The following is a 15,762-nucleotide window of genomic DNA, read 5'->3' on the forward strand; positions in this document are numbered from 1 at the left end:
CGACACTCGGATGCCCGGCCTTCTGGCCGGGCATTCTTTTTTTCTCGATGGGGTGCGGATGCTATTTGGACGCGCCGTTTTTACGAAGATCGGCAATGCTGCAACCGAGCTTGCGCCTGAGGAGAAGACGCAATGAAACGCTATCGGCATAACCGACCTCGGCGGCGATTTCATCGACGTTCGTCCTCGTCATCTTGAGGAGGAAGAGTGCGCGCGCCATTCTCGCGTCCTGAAACGCTTCGAGGGGTGATTTTCCGAGCGCGCTCCTGAGCTTTCGTGTGAGGGTGCGCGGGCTCGTGCCGGTGGCGCTTGCGGCTCGAGACAGGGAGAAGCCGGAAGCGAGATTGTCGTGCGCCCAGCTTTCGAAGCGCTCGACGACGGGATCGTGGTTGCGGACCTGATCGGGCATGACGAAAGCGGCGTGGGTCGAGCGCAAATCCTCGATGCTGAGATAGCGGGCTACCGCCGAAGCCAGTGTGCGGCTGCTGCGGCGGATCAAGGACAGGGCGAGGTCGAAGTGCGCCAACGCGGCGCCGGCGGTTATCACCGCGCCTGCATCCAACACCATGCTGTTTTCAACGAGCCTGACGCGCGGATAGCGCGTTCGGAAGCAGTCGGTCAGCCACCAGCTCGTGGTGGCGGGCAGTCCGTCCAGAAGCCGCGCTTCCGCCAGAACGAAGGTGCCCGTGCAGGCGGCGGCGACTGTCGTGCCTGCGGTGTGCCATTGGCGTAGCAGGGTTCCGGCTTCGCTTACATCAGGGCGCTTGAGAACGTCGTCGATCGCCTCGCGCGAGGTCGCTCTTATGGCGGGGACGATCGCAACGTCCGGCGGTTCGATGCTCTCTGCCGCCTCGGTCGGTACAATCAAGCCGGCTGCAGTTTTGGCGCTTTCCGCTATGCCGATCCGGCGAACCTGAAGATCGCCTCCCGGGAGAGGCGCTGCGTTCTCGCGGGCCAGATCCCGCGCCAGTTGCAGGGTGTCGTGCAGGGCGGCGAGCCCGGTGTCGAAGACGCCATCGAGAACGAACAGATCAATTCGCATGGCCGTGGACCCATCGAATATGTCCGGTTCCGCAATTCCGCGGGTGCGGGGCGAGGCCTATCAATCTCGGGTATTCCCATCTCAGAAAGCTGGAGACACCATGAGCAAGAAAGCAATCTTCGTCCGCCTCGAAGCCAAACCCGGCATGGAGGCTGAACTCAAGTCGTTCCTGGAAAGCGCGTTGCCGTTGGCCGAAAAAGAGTCTTTCACCAAGACTTGGTTCGCTCTTCAATTCGACTCCTCCACGTTCGGCATTTTCGATACGTTCGAGTGTGACCATGGCCGGCTCGAGCACCTCAACGGCCCTATCGCGGCCGCGTTGCTTGCGAATGCGGACAAGCTGCTGGCGGTGGCTCCGAAGATCGAGAAAGTCGACGTTATGGCCGCAAAGGTCACAGCTTGAGTTTTGGCACACCAAAGCCGGCCGGGTTCGCTCCGGCCGGTCTCTTCTCATGTGTACCGATCAGTATACTATGCCCATGGCTCGCGCTCCAGCGGGCAAAAGCGGGGCACTAAGGATCGCTTCGCGAAATCAGCCGCGCGGCTCAATTCAGGATGAAGTCTTGAGAGAGGTACCCTGCCCGGCGCGCGATGCAAGCTCGTCGGGCGTCAGCGGCCGCACCGCATAGACGCGCTCGCCGGGGGAAGCGTCGGGTCTATTCCGGATGAATGAGATGGCGGCTGCGTCGTCGCTCACCGGCACGTCAAAGAACTGAAGAGGCGTAAGGCTGTCGTAGCAATACTGAGGGCTCACCTGTATCCGCCAGCCGGCAATATTCCTCATGGCCCACCAAACCTTCGATGACTGGGAATGATTTGGGGGCAAGTCCGTACAGAAATCAAACGTCGCAGAAAAAGAATGTAAACGGAGCTTGTCTTTAACGCCCTAACGCAAACGACTTTCCGTCGTTTAATTTGACCTGGGGCAAGTTGGGCTGCTGCTCCGCGTGTACATCCGAAAAAGGTTTTTGTTCCGGATGATATGCAATGCAGCTAACCCGCTCTCAGAGTTTTGTGGCGTGCCAGAAGCCCATTTTCGGGATCGACAAGCAACTCGCCCTCTACCGCAAGATGCTGCTCATCCGGAAGGTCGAGGAAATGCTCGGCAACGCCTCGCTCGCCGCGGAGCTGCCGGGGCCGGTACATCTCTATGTGGGGCAAGAGGCCATCGCGGTGGGCGTCTGCGATCACCTCGCGGAGACAGACTGGATTGCGAGCACGCATCGCGGCCACGGGCATTTTCTTGCCAAGGGGGGCGATACGGCGGCCCTGGTTGCGGAAGTATTCGGCCGCGAAACGGGCATCTGCCGCGGGCGCGGCGGCTCGATGCACGTCGCCGATTTCTCGCGTGGCATCATCGGCGCGAATGGGATCGTGGCGGGCGGCCTCGCGCTTGCCGCAGGCGCGGCGTGGGCCGCGCAACTCGAAGGCACGGGCCGCATCGCGGTCGCGTTCTTCGGTGACGGCGCGGCTAACCAGGGCGTGCTGATGGAGACGCTCAATCTCTCGTCGCTTTGGAAGCTGCCTCTCATCCTCGTGTGCGAGAACAACGGATTCGCCGAGTTCTCGCCGAGTGCGACGGTGACCTCGGGACGGATCGCGGAGCGTGCTGTGCCGTTCGGCGTGGCGCATCGCACGGTGGACGGCAACAATCTCGAAGCGGTGTGGCTCGCGGCGGAAGAGGCGGTGGCTCATGCGCGCGGCGGTGGCGGGCCGATTCTGCTCGAGTTCGAGACCTACCGGCTTCGCGGCCACATGGAGCAGGAGATGGCCTTCCTCAGCAAGACCTACCGTACGAACGCGGAGGTTGAAGAGAGGAGGTCCGCCGACCCGATCCGCCGGTTCCGCGAAGCGCTGATCGCGCATCGTTTTGCGACGGCCGCAGACCTCGACGATCTCGAGGGCGAAGTGCAGGACGAAGTCGTTCGGGCGAAGCAAGCGGCCAAGGCGGCGCCGTGGCCCGATGTGACGGGCGCCAAAGATTTCATGTTTGCGTGAGGGAGAGTTTGCGCATGTCCAGAAGACGCATGGTGCAGGCCATCCAGGAGGCGCTGGCGGAGGAGATGGAGCGGGATGCCCGCGTTCTCGTGTTTGGCGAGGATGTGGAGGCGAGCATGTTCGGCGAGACGGCCGGCCTATCCGAGCGCTTCGGTGCTTCCCGCGTCCGCAATACGCCGATCTCGGAAGCGCTTCTCAGCGGCATGGCAGTGGGGGCTGCGGCCGCGGGATATCGTCCGGTGTGCCATCTGATGTACGGCAATTTCATCTACACGGGCTTCGACGCGATCGCGAACCAGGCGGCGAAGTTTCGCTACATGACCGGCGGTCAGGTCAAGCTTCCGCTCGTGTACATGGGTGTCATCGGCGGCGGGAAAGCGACGGCCGCACAGCATTCGGATTGCATCTATCCGGCGCTCATGAACCTCGGCGGATTGAAGGTCGTGGTGGCGTCGGATCCCGGCGATGCCAAAGGCCTGCTCAAGGCGGCAATCCGCGACGACAATCCCGTCGTGTTCCTGCAGGCGGCGGGGCGCAGCCGCGAACAGTATCCCGTGCCGGATGATGAGGACTATGTGCTGCCACTCGGCCAGGCGGCGGTGAAGCGCGAGGGGCGCGATCTCACGATCGTCGCCATCGGCAGCATGGTGAAGCAGGCGCTGCTGGCGGCTCACGAGCTCGCATCGCAGGGGATCGAGGCCGAGGTGATCGATCCGCGCACCCTGTTTCCGCTCGACGAGGATGCGATCCTGCGCTCTGTCTCGCGGACGGGACGGCTCGTGATCGCAGACGAATCGCACAACACCTGCGGCGCGGCGAGCTATATCTCGGCGATCGCCGGAGAGCGCGCGTTCGCGGCCCTCAAGGCGCCGGTGTGCCGCGTCACGGTGGGGGACGTGGCGATGCCGTTCTCGCCACCGCTCGAGGACGCGCTGCGGCCTGGCAAGGCTGAGATCGTGCGTGCGGCGCTCGGATTGGTCGAGGCGAATGCCGCCTCTCCTCGCCGGCAGGCGATGGCAGGCGGCGAGATGTTGTCCTAGGCGCGTGCGTTGGATCGGCGTGGCGCGAGATCTGCCGGCGCTTCGGTGCGAACGGCGTGGCGGCTCGGTGTGGGCGGCAGGCGGACGCTGTCGTCTGCGGCCGGTCTTCGCCAAATTTCACGCCCAGACCTCGCCGGCCGGCCGGGGCGGAAACCACCGCGTTCTCTCCCGGGCCCGCCCTGGGTTCCCAAGGGCTGCCGGACTCTTTTGACGGCTCGACGAAGACTGTCGCCTCCTGTGAGGCCCCTGCTTGCCGCTCCAACTCGTGGAGCCACATTTAAGCCATTGAAATATAGTGTATTTATTTGGCTCCCCGCATTTTTTTGCGCGGCGGGATGTGTTCGTGGTTTAACGGGTCCAAAGCACCTGCGTTCGGTGATTTCACTGACCGGCCGAGCCACTTTTTGGAGCAGCATGACCACACGAGCGTCGCGCCTAGATCAGATGCCGGACAGCGAGCTGCTGCGCGTGCGGTTTTGCGACCTTCCGCTCCGCCTGAAGGGCTCCGTGATCGAGCAGCGGGCGCAGTCCGTGTTCGACGATCTGACCGCGCGCGGTATCCGCTTCCGCCCGACTCTCTGGATCTCCGAACAGTGGTACAATCCCGACGAGGTCGTTGGATTCGCCGTTCCGTTCTATCTGCTTCACCCGCGACTGATCCGTCTCGAGCGCAAGATGATGCTGGAAGCCGAAGGCGCGTCGTTGAATGAAGCCCTGAGCATCGTGCGGCATGAAACCGGACATGCCGTCGACGAGGCCTTTCAGCTTCGCAAGATGCGCGAGTACCGCAAGGTGTTCGGTTCGCCGCATCGGGCCTATCCGACGGACTATGTGGCGGACTCGGACAGCCGCGATTTCGTCCAGCATCTCAATGCCTGGTATGCGCAATCGCATCCGGTCGAGGATTTTGCCGAGACATTCGCCGTGTGGCTTCGTTCCAAGAACGGCTGGCGGCGGAAATATCGCGATTGGCCGGCCTATGAAAAATTGATGGCGGTCGACACCTGGATGCGCGATCTGCGCGATGTCGAGCCCCAGATCAAGCCGAAGCGGATTGCAAACGAGCTGCGGGATTCGACGCGAACGCTCGGCGAGCACTACGAGGAAAAGCGCGAGTTCTACGCGATCGACGCCGAAGACGAGTTCGACGGCTCGCTGCTGCGGATTTTCGAGCCGAGCAATGGAACAGCAAGCCGCTCGCGCGGGAACATGTCGGCCGCGGCGTTGCTTGCGGAGTACAGGACACGTCTCAGGCGGCGCACGGCCAAGCCGCTCGGGGTGCCCGCCTACGTCGTCGATCAGGTCTTGCGGCAGCTCGTGCAGCGCGCCCGCATCCTGAAGCTCAGACAAGCACGCCCCAAGGCGGAAACGGTCAGCAAGGTGTCGCGCCTCGTTTCCCGTGCGACTGTCTCAATCATCCGGAACAGCCCAAGACTGCCGCTATGACAAGGTTAAAGAAGAAGCTCACGGTTATCCTTCTGGCGGACGAGCGATTGCTGCCGACGGGAGACCTGACTGAGCTCAGCGGCAAGGAGCGGATGCTCCGGAAGACCGAATACGACGTCAAGAACGCCATCGAGGCGCTGGGTCATACGCTCGTTCCGGTCGGTATCTCGAACAATCTCTCGACGATCACCGATGCGCTCGAAGCCCACAAGCCGGACATCGTCTTCAACCTGGCCGAGGAGTTCAATCACATTGGACACTTCGATCAGCACGTCGTCAGCTTCCTGGAGATGCTTCGTCAGCCTTATACCGGCTGCAATCCCCGCGGGCTCACGATTGCCCGTGACAAGGCTTTGACCAAGAAGATCCTCGCTTACGACGGGATGAAGGTGCCGGAGTTCGCCATCTTCCCGATGAAGCGCAACACAAAGCGCCCCAGCACCTTGGGCTTTCCGCTGTTCGTCAAATCGCTGACCGAAGAGGGATCGATCGGGATCTCGGGCGCATCGATCGTGCGCGACGACGTCAAACTGATGGAGCGGGTGGATTTCATACATCGCACCGCGTCGTCGGCGGCGCTGGCCGAGGAATACATCGAAGGGCGGGAAATCTATGTCAGCATGATGGGCAACGAGCGCGTCACCGTGCTGCCGCCTTGGGAGTTCTTCGTTGAGAACAGGCCCGCGGGATCTCCCTTGATCGCGACGGGCCGGGGCAAATGGGATCCGGATTATCAGGATCAGGCCGGCGTGATGACAGGGCCGGCCGAGATCAGCGAGAAGCTTGCTGCAAAACTGCAGAAGCTGTCACGCGACATCTATCGGCTGCTTGGCCTCAGCGGCTATGCGCGGCTGGACTTCCGCGTCACGGACAACGAGGAAGCTTATCTTCTGGAAGCCAATCCCAATCCGCAGATCGCCTCGGACGAGGATTTCGCAAGCGCGGCCGAAGCCGCAGGCATCGAATATCCGGAGCTGATCGAGCGGCTCATCCGGTTTGGAATGAACTACGATCCTGAGCGCATGACCCTCTGACGCGCGCTGGGAATGCGATGGATCGGTGGTCGCCGGTTGCCGCTAGGCGTATCCCGCCCTGCCCCTGAAGCGCAGCCCCGCATAGATCCACCTGGACCGTTCGGGCTCGCTTTGCGACGCTAACGTGAGCAAGGGCGAAGGCGCCGCCCCTACCAGAACCATTGCGATTGCACCTGTTTGGTGCGGGTGCGCCGACGGTTGTTGTCAGGCGGGGGCGGGCTCGGCTGGTCGAAGAAGCTGAAGAAGCCGCCGCCTTCCCAGGGCTTGTAAGCCGGAGGAGCGGGCGGCGTCGGCCGGCGCGTCTTGAAGCCTCCCTGTGGCTGATTGCTCAACACCGCAACGAACTCGGTGCGATAGTTGGTTTCTTTGCTCAATGGCTCGTCGGAGACGATGATCGAGGATCGCGGCAGCGCGGTCGGCGCGATGCGCTCGAGCACGTCGCTCGGGATGTTGATGCGGTCGAGCGCGTTCTTGGCGTCGTCACCGGTGTCGATCGAGACCGCGCTCCAACGCAGACCCGGTCCGTCGGACGCCATCGCCGTGAACACATGCGTTCCGATGGGCATGTCGGCATCGCGGATCGTGACTGGTGCCTCGATGGTGGTGTCGAAGACCTCGCCGCCGTCCGGCCACGCCTTGCGCGTGTTCCGCCGCACATAGAGCTTTTGCGTCGCGCGGCTGATGTAGATCGAGACCGGCTCGAGCGCGAGCTTTGCCTCGGCCGCTGCTTTGGCGGCCTCGGGCTTCTTGGCGGCGGCCTCCTTGGCGGCCTCTTGTGCGCGGGCCGCGGCATCGGACTTCAGCGTCGCGTCGGCTTTCGCCGTTTCGAGTTTCGCTGTCGCTTCCGCGACCTTAGTTGCAGCCTTCAGCCTCTGTTCCTCGGCACCCGCCCTGGCCTGATCGGCTTTTGCGGTGGCGAGAGCCTTTTCGGCGCGCGCAAGCGCGGCGTCGGCCGCGGACTTGAGGCCTTCGAGTTTGCGAAGTGCCGCCTTGGACGATGCCGCCTCGCGTGCCGCTTTCGCGGCGGATTTCTTGGAAACTTCGGCGGCTTTTGCTGCCTCGTCGGCTTCCCGCGCCAGTTTTTCGGCGCGCTCAGGAGCCGCCGCGACGGCGTCGGCGTTCGGAACCAGCAGCGCTGGATGAGAAAATGCCGCGGGCGTTGCGTCGTACGGGGAAATAATCACGCGCATCCCGATGCGCGTCGTGTCGAACAGCTTCTCCGCAAAGCCGAATGGCAACCGCACGCAACCGTGCGAGGCGGCATAGCCCGGAAGCGGGCCGCCGTGCATCGCGATCCCATTCCAGGTGAGACGCTGCATGTGCGGCATATGGGCGTCGTCGTAGAGGTTCGAGCGGTGATCCGCATTCTTCTGGAGAACGGCAAACACGCCGGCCGGCGTTTCGCGTCCCTTCGTGCCGGTCGAAACCGGCGCCTTCAGGATCCAGCCGTCCGCGTCATAGAATGTGATCTGCTGGGACTTGATCGACACGATCGCCATGATCGGCTCGCCGGCATCGCGCGGCGCTGCCTCCTCTGCAGCGCGGGGGGGACGGTTGGCGCTGGCGGCGTCGCTCAGTACAGTCATAGCGGCAATGGCCGCCAGTGCTGAAATTGCCGGAAGCAGTAGATACCGACTGGATTTTTGAGTCATCGTCAACCAACTCAACACGCAATGCTCCCCCTTTTGATGCCAGCCTTGCACGGCACGAATCAAGTTTGGCGGAGCAAAATTAAGGCTGGCTTAGCGGACGACCGATTTTGATGTGCTCTTTAGGACACGCAGTTCCTCGCCTTGGACGCGCCGTCCGGGGCTTGTTTGCGGAAACCCTGGCATCAACGCCGCGCTTCGTGCGGGGCAAGACGCTTTCCGGTGTCACCTTAGCGCCGCGGTCCCGGCTTTACGGCGGGCGCCGCGTCGCTCGACAACAGCGGTTTGCCCGGCTAGCTGGCCACGGGTCTCTCCCTGACGAATAGCAAGAGCTGGGATTTGGAAGCGTCACTGCTGTTTGCTCTCGAGAGAGGGGGCAAGTGGATGCTGGTGGCAAGCTCGGCGGCACCCTCACGCCGGTTCTCGGCGAGACGAACGCTGAGGCGCAGTACGAGCGGACCGCGCATAACGCGACCTTCATCGAACAGACCCTGGCTCTGATCTCTGCCATCACTGACAGCCCTTGCCGGAGAAGCTCACCACGAACGGTGAGCAGGGATCGCCGGCAACTCGTCATCGAAGCCTCAGCTTCAGGCGCTTCTTCTGCTCTGCGCCGCAGGCTTTAGGCAGAAGGCAATCGGATTGAAACACGCAAGCCATCGAGAGGCGACGTGTCGAGCTGAATTTCGCCATTATAGAGCACCACGAGATCGCGTACGATAGCAAGGCCGAGTCCCGAGCCAGCTGCTTGCGTATCCCAGCGTTCTCCGACGTTAAAGACGACTTCGTGCGCCTCAGGAGGCAAGCCTGGGCCGTCATCATCAACTAAGATTTCAACTGATCCGCTTTTGGTTTCGTTTGCCGCGATGCGCACGCGAGAGTGGGCAAATTTTCCGGCATTGTCGATAATATTGCCAAGAATTTCTTGAAGATCCTGAGCTTCGCACGCAGCGCGAATAGCGGGGGGCACGTCGACATCGAAGTGCAACTGTTTATGCGCGTAGATGCGCGACAGAGCCGCTATCACATCGGATACAACGCTCGCGACTTCTGACGATGCTCCCGGGGACAGGCGGTTCGCGACAACGCGAGCGCGAGTTGTTTGGTGATTTATCTGAGCTTCCATCTTTCGGCACTGAGCGAGGATAGTGTCCGCGCTTGCGCCGCAGCCGCAAGATTTGAGCCGATAGGCTTCATCTGTCAAAATTGCCAACGGTGTCCTGAGCCCGTGCGCGATGTTTCCGGCCTGCGTTCTAGCCCTTTGCACCAACTCTGTTGTCGACGCGAACATGTAATTGAGATTGTCGACAAGTGGCTGCACCTCGGATGGATAGTTTCCGGGCAAGCACTTCAGATTTGCCGACCGCATCTTTAGTAGCGCAACATTCAGCTGTCCGAGCGGGCGCATTGCATAAAGGATCAAGAGTGCGGCGGCTGCAGCCATCGCCACTCCCAAGGCCGTCAATGACCACGACAGCGTGTCATTGAAACTGGTCACAACGCTTTCGAGATGGCGTTTGTCCGTGCCAATGATGAATTGGACAGGCGGCTCACCGGGATTCTTCCACTCGAGGCTCTCCGCCACAAGCAACTCGCCAGTTGGGCCTTTAATGTGATGTGTGTGGACACCGACATCGGAGCGCCCGTCGGGCGGGGTGGTGAGCGGGGCCGCCTTCATGGAGGGAGAGCGCGCCAGCACCTTGCCTTTCTGCTGGATCTCCCAATAGTAACCCGAGTTCTCGACATCGTAGCGCGGGTCGCTCAGCGGAGCACGCAGAACCGTTTGGCCGTTCTCTGTATGCGCGAGACGCTTTAGCTCCGAAAGGTGCACGAACAGCTCGTCGTAGAACTGCTGCGTCACGTGGGTCCGGAAGACGTTCGAGAGGATCAACCACGCAAGCACCATGCCGAACGCGATCCACGCGGTGGCGGCAACGATGAGCCGATTTTTGAGGCTGGCAGGTTCCTTCATCACCTAGTCCATTCGGTAGCCAAGGCCGCGGATCGTCTTGATCAGATCGGCCCCGAACTTGCGGCGCAGACGGCTCACGTAAACTTCTATCGTGTTCGACTCGCGGCTCTCGCCGAGGCTGTACAGGTGCTCGGTAAGCTCTGCCTGGGAGACAACGCGACCTATTCGATGCATGAAGTAGTTCAGCATGCGCAGCTCCTTGGCCGTGAGTTCGATCGGCTGTCCGTCGAGCAGGGCCATTCCTGCACCGGTATCGAGCGTGATTCCCCTGTGCGTGAGCGTGGCGCTCGCCAGACCCGCGGAACGCCTTATGAGAGCATTGAGACGCGCGGCCACCTCGGGGATGTGGAACGGCTTGGTGATGTAATCGTCGGCGCCAGCGTTGAGGCCATCCACTTTCTCAGGCCAAGAGCCGCGTGCCGTCAGGACGAGGACCGGCATCTTGTGGCCGCCGGCGCGCCATTTGCGCAGAACATCGAGCCCCGACATCTGCGGAAGTCCGAGATCCAAAACAACGGCATCATACGTCTCTTCCGTTCCCATGATGTAGCCGTCGGCGCCGTTGTCGGCTCGTTCGACGGCAAATCCCGCCGAATCCAGCCCTTCTGCGAGGCGTTTGGCTATTTCCGGGTCATCCTCGATGAGGAGAATGCGAATGGCGCACTCCTTTGGCGATCTCTATCGCGAGGTTGATAGCACAGCCCTCCTGAACTGGCGCTTAAAAGACCGGTCGTTCAGCCAGCCCGCAGCTTCGGTTCAGGCCGATTTCAGCTTGGCACAGCACATCCTGGGTCAGGAATTGTAGTCGGATCGGGGAGTTCGAAATGCGCAGGACTTTGATAATGGCAGCGGCCATCTCGCTCCATTCCGCGGGCGTTGCCGTGAGCGCATCCTTGCCCGCACCAGCCCGCGATCTTGCCGTCTCGCCGACCCAGATCGAGCGCATGGCAATTGAAATCGAGCCTGCGACACCGACAGCCGAGCAGGTTGTAGCGCTGCTGCCGGGAACAGTCATCCCGGCGCTCAATGCCCGGATCGTCGCAGCCGCGCCTTTTGGCGGCACGGTCGCGCAGCTCCACGTGCTGCCGGGCGAGCGCGTCAGCAAGGGCCAGGATCTGGCCACAGTATCCAGCCGCGAATTGCTGGAAGCGGCTTCGAACCTCGCTCAGGCGGAAGCGGAGCTTCAAGCCGCCGAAGCCGTTGCTCGCCGACGGCGGGATCTTGCCGAGAAGAACATCCAGAGTCCCACCATGGCCGAAGAGGCCGAGGCACAGGTCACCAAGATCAAGGCCGTCATTGAGCAGCACAAGCGAATGCTGGTTCTCGGCGGCATCAGCAGCACGAGCCCAGGCCAGTATACCATCAAGGCACCGGAAGCAGGGCGCGTCGTTGAGGCCAGCGTCACGCCCGGCGACAAGATCGAAGCCATGGCTCCCGCGGTCACGATCGATACGAGTGATGAGCTATGGATCGAGGCGCAGCTGCCCGCCAACCTCGTGAGCCGTATCGCGCCTGGAGACCGCATCAAGGTCATGGACGGCCCGGAAGGCAAAGTTGTTTCGGTGGGCGGGTCGCTCGACAAGCTGACGCGCTCGACCAAGCTGATCGCGAGCGTCCCTTCCGAGAGCGGTCTTCTGCCGGGGCAGATGGTGACTCTCAGCATCGTCCAGAAAGCCGTGACGGGCGCGCTCTCGGTTCCCGCAAGCGCGGTGGCTCGTATCAACGGGGTTGAAGGCGTGTTCGTACGCAACGACACGGGCTTCACGCTCGTGCCGGTCGAGGTCGCAGGGCGCTCACCCGCGGCGGCAACGGTGCTCGGCAACCTGCCCAAGGGCGCCGCGGTCGCAGCGAGCGGCCTGCCGCAGCTCGAGCAGATGCTGGGGGCGGAATAGCCCACATGCTCGACCGCCTGATCAGTTTTTCTCTGACGCAACGCGTCTTCATCCTGCTGTCTGCGGTTGCTGCGGCCGTGGCCGGGGCGTGGGCCTTTCGCACAATTCCGATCGACGCCTTTCCCAATATCTCGCCTGTTCAGGTCAAGATGATCCTCAAGGCACCCGGCATGACGCCGGAAGAGGTCGAGACGCGCGTCATCACCCCAATCGAGATGGAGCTGCTCGGCATCCCGAAGCAGACCATCCTTCGTTCGGCGGCCAAATACGCCATCGCCGACATCACGCTCGACTTCGAGGACGGCACCGACATCTATTGGGCGCGTCAGCAGGTCGCCGAGCGTCTCAACGGCGTGCGAGATCAATTGCCGTCGAACATTTCGGGCGGCCTCGCCCCGGTGTCGACGCCGCTCTCCGACGTCTTCATGTTCACCATCGATGGCGGCAACCTCTCGCTGGAAGAGCGGCGCAGCCTGCTCGACTGGACCATTCGCCCGGCGCTGCGCACCCTTCCGGGCGTCGCGGACGTGAACGCGCTCGGCGGTATGGTCCGCACGTTCGAGGTCATCCCTGACGCAAAAGCGCTCGCAGGGGCCCGCCTCGGCGTCGAAGATATCCTGAAAGCCATCGACGAGGCCAACCGCAACGACGGCGCGGGGCGGCTGAGCGAGGGAGAGAAGGCTCTCGTCGTGCGTGCTGCCGGCGCTATTCAGAGGCCACAGGATCTCGAGCAGATCGTTCTCAAGACCGAAGGTGAGTATGTCTTGCGCCTCGGTGATGTTGCGAACATCGGAATTGGAAGCCTCACCCGCTATGGCGCGGTAACCATGGACGGGCAAGCCGAGGCAGTTCAGGGGCTGGTGCTTTCTCTACGGGGAGCCGATGCAAGCGCAATCGTGGCAGCTGTAAGGGCGCGCCTCGACGAGTTGAAGCCGAGCCTGCCGGAAGGCGTGAAAATCAACGTCTTCTACGACCGCTCGGACCTGATCGAAAAGGCCGTCGGCACAGTGAGCAAGGCACTCATCGAGGCGACAGTGCTCGTCGTCGTGCTGCTGCTCCTCTTCCTCGGCAACCTGCGGGCCGCCATCGTCGTGGCTTTGACGCTGCCGTTCGCCGCTCTCGCCACCTTCGTCATGATGAAGGCTTTCGGCATGTCCGCGAACCTCATGTCGCTCGGCGGACTGGCGATTGCCATCGGACTCATTGTCGATGCGGCCGTCGTTGTCGTCGAGAACACGGTCGAGCGGCTCCACCACGAGGGGGACAGCGACATTCCTCTCCTCCACAAAGTTTACCGCGCGGCAGGCGAGGTGGCGATGCCGGTGGCCTCGGGAATACTTATCATCTGCCTCGTGTTTCTGCCTCTGCTGTCACTTCAGGGCCTCGAAGGCAAGCTGTTCGCCCCGGTCGCGCTTACCATCATCTTCGCGCTCGGCGCCTCGCTCATTCTTTCGCTCACGCTCATTCCGGTGCTGTCCTCTTACCTGCTTCGCGGCGGCAGTCACGGCGAGCCGCTGCTGATGCGCATTCTCGCGCGTGGCTACAGAACACTCCTCAAGGGATGCCTGGCCTTTCCGATCGCCGCGTATCTTGTGGCCGCAGCCGGGATCGTCGCAGTGGTCTTTGCCTACGGCGCCGTCGGCAAATCGTTCATGCCCACCATGGACGAAGGCTCCGTGATCATGCAGATCACCAAGCTGCCCTCCATCAATCTCAAGGCCAGCATCGAGGGCGATCTTCGCATCCAGAGGCTCTTGAAGGAGAAGGTGCCGGAGGTCGAGCGCATCGTCGCGCGCGTCGGATCGGACGAGCTGGGTCTCGACCCCATGGGTCTCAACGAGACGGATACTTTCCTCGTCCTGAAGCCCAAAGATCAATGGCGCGTACCGAACAAGGAGTGGCTGATTGAGCAATTGCGCCAATCCATGGCCGATATGCCGGGCGTCGAGTTCGCGTTCACGCAGCCGATTGAGATGCGCACCGCCGAAATGCTGACGGGTGCGCGGGGCGATCTTGCCATCAAGATCTTCGGCCCCGACCTCGCGACGCTTTCCGGCCTCGCCGGCAAGATCCAGGGCGCGCTTCAGAGCGTCACCGGCGCATCCGAGGTCTCGACCGTCGCCAACGACAACGTCGAGTACCTTCAAATCGATCTCGACCGTCTTGCTGCAGGCCGAACGGGTCTCGCTGTCACGCGCGTCGAGGACGAACTCCGGGCGATGCTCGAAGGGGCGCCTGCCGGTCTCGTCTCGGAGCCCGGCCGGCGCACGGAGATCGTTGTTCGCGGTGCCGAGGATATCCGCGATAATCCTCAGGCCTTCACATCGACCCAGATCGCAGCAGGCGACGGCGGCGTGGTGCGCGCGGGCGACATCGCAAAACTCGAGCGCGTGAGCGGGCCAGTCAAGATCGAGCGAGAGAATGCCTCCCGTTTCGCCATCGTGCAGGCATACGTGACGGGGCGGGATCTCGTCGGCTTTGTCGAGGACGCCCAGCGTGCCGTAGCCGAGAAGGTGGAACTGCCGCCGGGCTACCGCCTCGTATGGGGTGGCCAGTTCGAAAATCAGCGCCGCGCTGCTACCCGGCTTTCGGTCGTCGTGCCCATCGCGCTGCTGCTCATCTTCGGCGTTCTGTTTGCGACGCTGCGTTCGATGCGTCAATCCCTGCTCATTCTCGCCAACGTGCCCTTCGCGTTGGTGGGCGGCGTGCTCTCACTCTGGATCTCTGGCGAGTATCTGTCGGTGCCGGCCTCCGTCGGCTTCATCGCGCTGCTCGGCATCGCGGTGCTCAACGGGCTCGTCCTCGTCACCCACTTCAACCAGCTGGCCGCAAGCGGCATGCCCATTGGGCAAGTCGTGTTCGATGGTGCCGTCCGGCGTCTACGTCCGGTGATGATGACTGCAAGCATCGCCGCGTTCGGCCTCGTGCCGCTCCTGTTCGCCACAGGGCCCGGGTCGGAGATCCAGCGGCCGCTCGCGATCGTCGTAATCGGCGGTCTCGTCACCTCGACCGCTCTCACCCTGCTGCTTCTGCCCATTCTCTTCCGCCGCTTCGGGTTGAGTGGCGACAGGGACAGCAAAGAAATCCGGAGTCCCCAATGGATCAATCCCTTTGCAAGCTCACGCTCGTCTACCCGATCAGCGCCGCAAATGACCTCATCGAGCTGATTATGTCTTCAAAGCCTGCAGTCGGTGGTTTCACGACCTTCAAAGCGGAGGGCCACGGCTTCGATTTCTCGCGCGCAAGCATCAGCGAGCGGGTGCGCGGCCGCGTCGAGCGAGGCGTGCTCGTGGCGGTGATGCCGCGACGGAACGCGTCCCTCCTGCTCGAATCCGTCCGCAAGGCGCTGCCGGTACCGCACATGGCCTACTGGATCGAGCCTGTCATCGAGGTCGGCCGTCTGGTGGAGGGCAGCGAGTCGCAGTCCGGGCCGTCGGGAGCGGCACCATGATCGTATCCGCCAGCGCGTACCCTCTCACGGCACTGATCCTGCCGCTGCTCACCTCGGGAGCCGCATGGGCGATTGCCGTTTGGGCCCTGAAGCAGGGCGGCGCACGGATCGATTTCCTTCGGAAAATGAAGCCGCCGACAGGTGCAGGCGGGTATCCGCCTCGTGCAACGCCGCCCGAACGCATACGCACTGACAACACGAAGGAAAGAGAGGACCAGTCATGAGACAATTCGTGTTT

16 protein-coding genes are annotated in these 15,762 nt (G+C 62.5%); 11 read left to right on the top strand and 5 right to left on the bottom strand.

Translation table 11 applies throughout. The annotated features are described in order from the left end of the window. Positions 1 to 61: 61 nt before the first annotated feature. The gene (locus tag F812_RS0110705) at positions 62 to 1,042 is read right to left on the bottom strand and encodes a GlxA family transcriptional regulator (RefSeq protein WP_020085974.1); all 981 of its coding nucleotides are present in this window, start codon (positions 1,040 to 1,042) and stop codon (positions 62 to 64) included. 100 nt (positions 1,043 to 1,142) lie between these two features. Here F812_RS0110705 and F812_RS0110710 point away from each other — a divergent pair, with 100 nt between their 5' ends. After that, on the top strand, positions 1,143 to 1,445 hold the full coding sequence (locus tag F812_RS0110710) for a putative quinol monooxygenase (protein WP_020085975.1): 303 nt from the start codon (positions 1,143 to 1,145) through the stop codon (positions 1,443 to 1,445). A gap of 147 nt (positions 1,446 to 1,592) precedes the next feature. On the opposite strand, the gene F812_RS0110715 is transcribed toward F812_RS0110710, so the two are convergent. Then, a complete protein-coding gene (locus F812_RS0110715) occupies positions 1,593 to 1,826 on the bottom strand; it encodes a hypothetical protein (RefSeq protein WP_020085976.1) in 234 nt (77 codons plus the stop codon). Between the two features lie 203 nt (positions 1,827 to 2,029). On the opposite strand from F812_RS0110715, the gene F812_RS0110720 reads away from it, so the two are divergent. From F812_RS0110720 to F812_RS0110735, 4 genes are all read left to right on the top strand, one after another. Beyond that, positions 2,030 to 3,040 (top strand): thiamine pyrophosphate-dependent dehydrogenase E1 component subunit alpha, encoded by a 1,011-nt coding sequence (locus tag F812_RS0110720; RefSeq protein WP_020085977.1) that lies wholly within the window; start codon positions 2,030 to 2,032, stop codon positions 3,038 to 3,040. Positions 3,041 to 3,054: 14 nt separating this feature from the next. Then, a complete protein-coding gene (locus tag F812_RS23480; protein ID WP_051113798.1) occupies positions 3,055 to 4,080 on the top strand; it encodes an alpha-ketoacid dehydrogenase subunit beta in 1,026 nt (341 codons plus the stop codon). A 414-nt stretch (positions 4,081 to 4,494) separates the two neighbouring features. Next, a complete protein-coding gene (locus F812_RS23485) occupies positions 4,495 to 5,526 on the top strand; it encodes a putative zinc-binding metallopeptidase (protein ID WP_040498104.1) in 1,032 nt (343 codons plus the stop codon). After that, complete coding sequence (locus F812_RS0110735) at positions 5,523 to 6,560, top strand: D-alanine--D-alanine ligase family protein (protein WP_020085980.1); 1,038 nt, start codon at positions 5,523 to 5,525, stop codon at positions 6,558 to 6,560. Before F812_RS23485 ends, F812_RS0110735 begins: the two co-directional genes overlap by 4 nt. Before the next feature lie 149 nt (positions 6,561 to 6,709). On the opposite strand, the gene F812_RS0110740 is transcribed toward F812_RS0110735, so the two are convergent. Further along, a complete protein-coding gene (locus F812_RS0110740) occupies positions 6,710 to 8,212 on the bottom strand; it encodes a L,D-transpeptidase (protein WP_040498105.1) in 1,503 nt (500 codons plus the stop codon). Between the two features lie 377 nt (positions 8,213 to 8,589). Here F812_RS0110740 and F812_RS26505 point away from each other — a divergent pair, with 377 nt between their 5' ends. Next, complete coding sequence (locus tag F812_RS26505) at positions 8,590 to 8,835, top strand: hypothetical protein (RefSeq protein WP_156827360.1); 246 nt, start codon at positions 8,590 to 8,592, stop codon at positions 8,833 to 8,835. Here the strand turns inward: F812_RS26505 and F812_RS0110745 are convergent. Continuing rightward, on the bottom strand, positions 8,832 to 10,181 hold the full coding sequence (locus F812_RS0110745; RefSeq protein WP_020085983.1) for a sensor histidine kinase: 1,350 nt from the start codon (positions 10,179 to 10,181) through the stop codon (positions 8,832 to 8,834). The two genes, F812_RS26505 and F812_RS0110745, sit on opposite strands and share 4 nt — an antisense overlap. Positions 10,182 to 10,184: 3 nt before the next feature. Next, positions 10,185 to 10,838 carry a response regulator transcription factor gene (locus F812_RS0110750; protein WP_026868035.1) on the bottom strand — a complete coding sequence of 218 codons (654 nt, stop codon included), beginning with the start codon at positions 10,836 to 10,838 and terminating at the stop codon, positions 10,185 to 10,187. On the opposite strand from F812_RS0110750, the gene F812_RS26510 reads away from it, so the two are divergent. From F812_RS26510 to F812_RS0110775, 5 genes are read left to right on the top strand one after another with little or no spacing between them, the layout of a single operon-like run. After that, complete coding sequence (locus F812_RS26510; protein ID WP_020085985.1) at positions 10,837 to 10,986, top strand: hypothetical protein; 150 nt, start codon at positions 10,837 to 10,839, stop codon at positions 10,984 to 10,986. The genes F812_RS0110750 and F812_RS26510 overlap by 2 nt on opposite strands. A gap of 37 nt (positions 10,987 to 11,023) precedes the next feature. Continuing rightward, positions 11,024 to 12,073 (top strand): efflux RND transporter periplasmic adaptor subunit, encoded by a 1,050-nt coding sequence (locus F812_RS0110760; RefSeq protein WP_020085986.1) that lies wholly within the window; start codon positions 11,024 to 11,026, stop codon positions 12,071 to 12,073. Between the two features lie 5 nt (positions 12,074 to 12,078). After that, positions 12,079 to 15,240, top strand: coding sequence for an efflux RND transporter permease subunit (locus F812_RS0110765; protein ID WP_020085987.1), 3,162 nt, complete (start codon positions 12,079 to 12,081; stop codon positions 15,238 to 15,240). Further along, on the top strand, positions 15,171 to 15,524 hold the full coding sequence (locus tag F812_RS23490) for a DUF3240 family protein (protein WP_083929164.1): 354 nt from the start codon (positions 15,171 to 15,173) through the stop codon (positions 15,522 to 15,524). Before F812_RS0110765 ends, F812_RS23490 begins: the two co-directional genes overlap by 70 nt. Beyond that, positions 15,521 to 15,748: a hypothetical protein gene (locus F812_RS0110775; RefSeq protein WP_020085989.1), complete on the top strand. Its 228-nt coding sequence runs from the start codon at positions 15,521 to 15,523 to the stop codon at positions 15,746 to 15,748. The genes F812_RS23490 and F812_RS0110775 overlap by 4 nt, the downstream gene beginning before the upstream one ends. The last annotated feature ends 14 nt before the right edge of the window (positions 15,749 to 15,762 follow it).

The organism is Hyphomicrobium zavarzinii ATCC 27496, from assembly GCF_000383415.1.
Classification (GTDB): Bacteria; Pseudomonadota; Alphaproteobacteria; order Rhizobiales; family Hyphomicrobiaceae; genus Hyphomicrobium_C; species Hyphomicrobium_C zavarzinii.

What these genes read in the sequence shown, in the direction of transcription:
- F812_RS0110705 (WP_020085974.1), bottom strand. Translation starts at nt 1,042, where the DNA reads ATGCGAATTGATCTGTTCGTTCTCGATGGCGTCTTCGACACCGGGCTC.
- F812_RS0110710 (WP_020085975.1), top strand. Translation starts at nt 1,143, where the DNA reads ATGAGCAAGAAAGCAATCTTCGTCCGCCTCGAAGCCAAACCCGGCATG.
- F812_RS0110715 (WP_020085976.1), bottom strand. Translation starts at nt 1,826, where the DNA reads ATGAGGAATATTGCCGGCTGGCGGATACAGGTGAGCCCTCAGTATTGC.
- F812_RS0110720 (WP_020085977.1), top strand. Translation starts at nt 2,030, where the DNA reads ATGCAGCTAACCCGCTCTCAGAGTTTTGTGGCGTGCCAGAAGCCCATT.
- F812_RS23480 (WP_051113798.1), top strand. Translation starts at nt 3,055, where the DNA reads ATGTCCAGAAGACGCATGGTGCAGGCCATCCAGGAGGCGCTGGCGGAG.
- F812_RS23485 (WP_040498104.1), top strand. Translation starts at nt 4,495, where the DNA reads ATGACCACACGAGCGTCGCGCCTAGATCAGATGCCGGACAGCGAGCTG.
- F812_RS0110735 (WP_020085980.1), top strand. Translation starts at nt 5,523, where the DNA reads ATGACAAGGTTAAAGAAGAAGCTCACGGTTATCCTTCTGGCGGACGAG.
- F812_RS0110740 (WP_040498105.1), bottom strand. Translation starts at nt 8,212, where the DNA reads ATGACTCAAAAATCCAGTCGGTATCTACTGCTTCCGGCAATTTCAGCA.
- F812_RS0110745 (WP_020085983.1), bottom strand. Translation starts at nt 10,181, where the DNA reads ATGAAGGAACCTGCCAGCCTCAAAAATCGGCTCATCGTTGCCGCCACC.
- F812_RS26510 (WP_020085985.1), top strand. Translation starts at nt 10,837, where the DNA reads ATGGCGCACTCCTTTGGCGATCTCTATCGCGAGGTTGATAGCACAGCC.
- F812_RS0110760 (WP_020085986.1), top strand. Translation starts at nt 11,024, where the DNA reads ATGGCAGCGGCCATCTCGCTCCATTCCGCGGGCGTTGCCGTGAGCGCA.
- F812_RS0110765 (WP_020085987.1), top strand. Translation starts at nt 12,079, where the DNA reads ATGCTCGACCGCCTGATCAGTTTTTCTCTGACGCAACGCGTCTTCATC.
- F812_RS23490 (WP_083929164.1), top strand. Translation starts at nt 15,171, where the DNA reads ATGGATCAATCCCTTTGCAAGCTCACGCTCGTCTACCCGATCAGCGCC.
- F812_RS0110775 (WP_020085989.1), top strand. Translation starts at nt 15,521, where the DNA reads ATGATCGTATCCGCCAGCGCGTACCCTCTCACGGCACTGATCCTGCCG.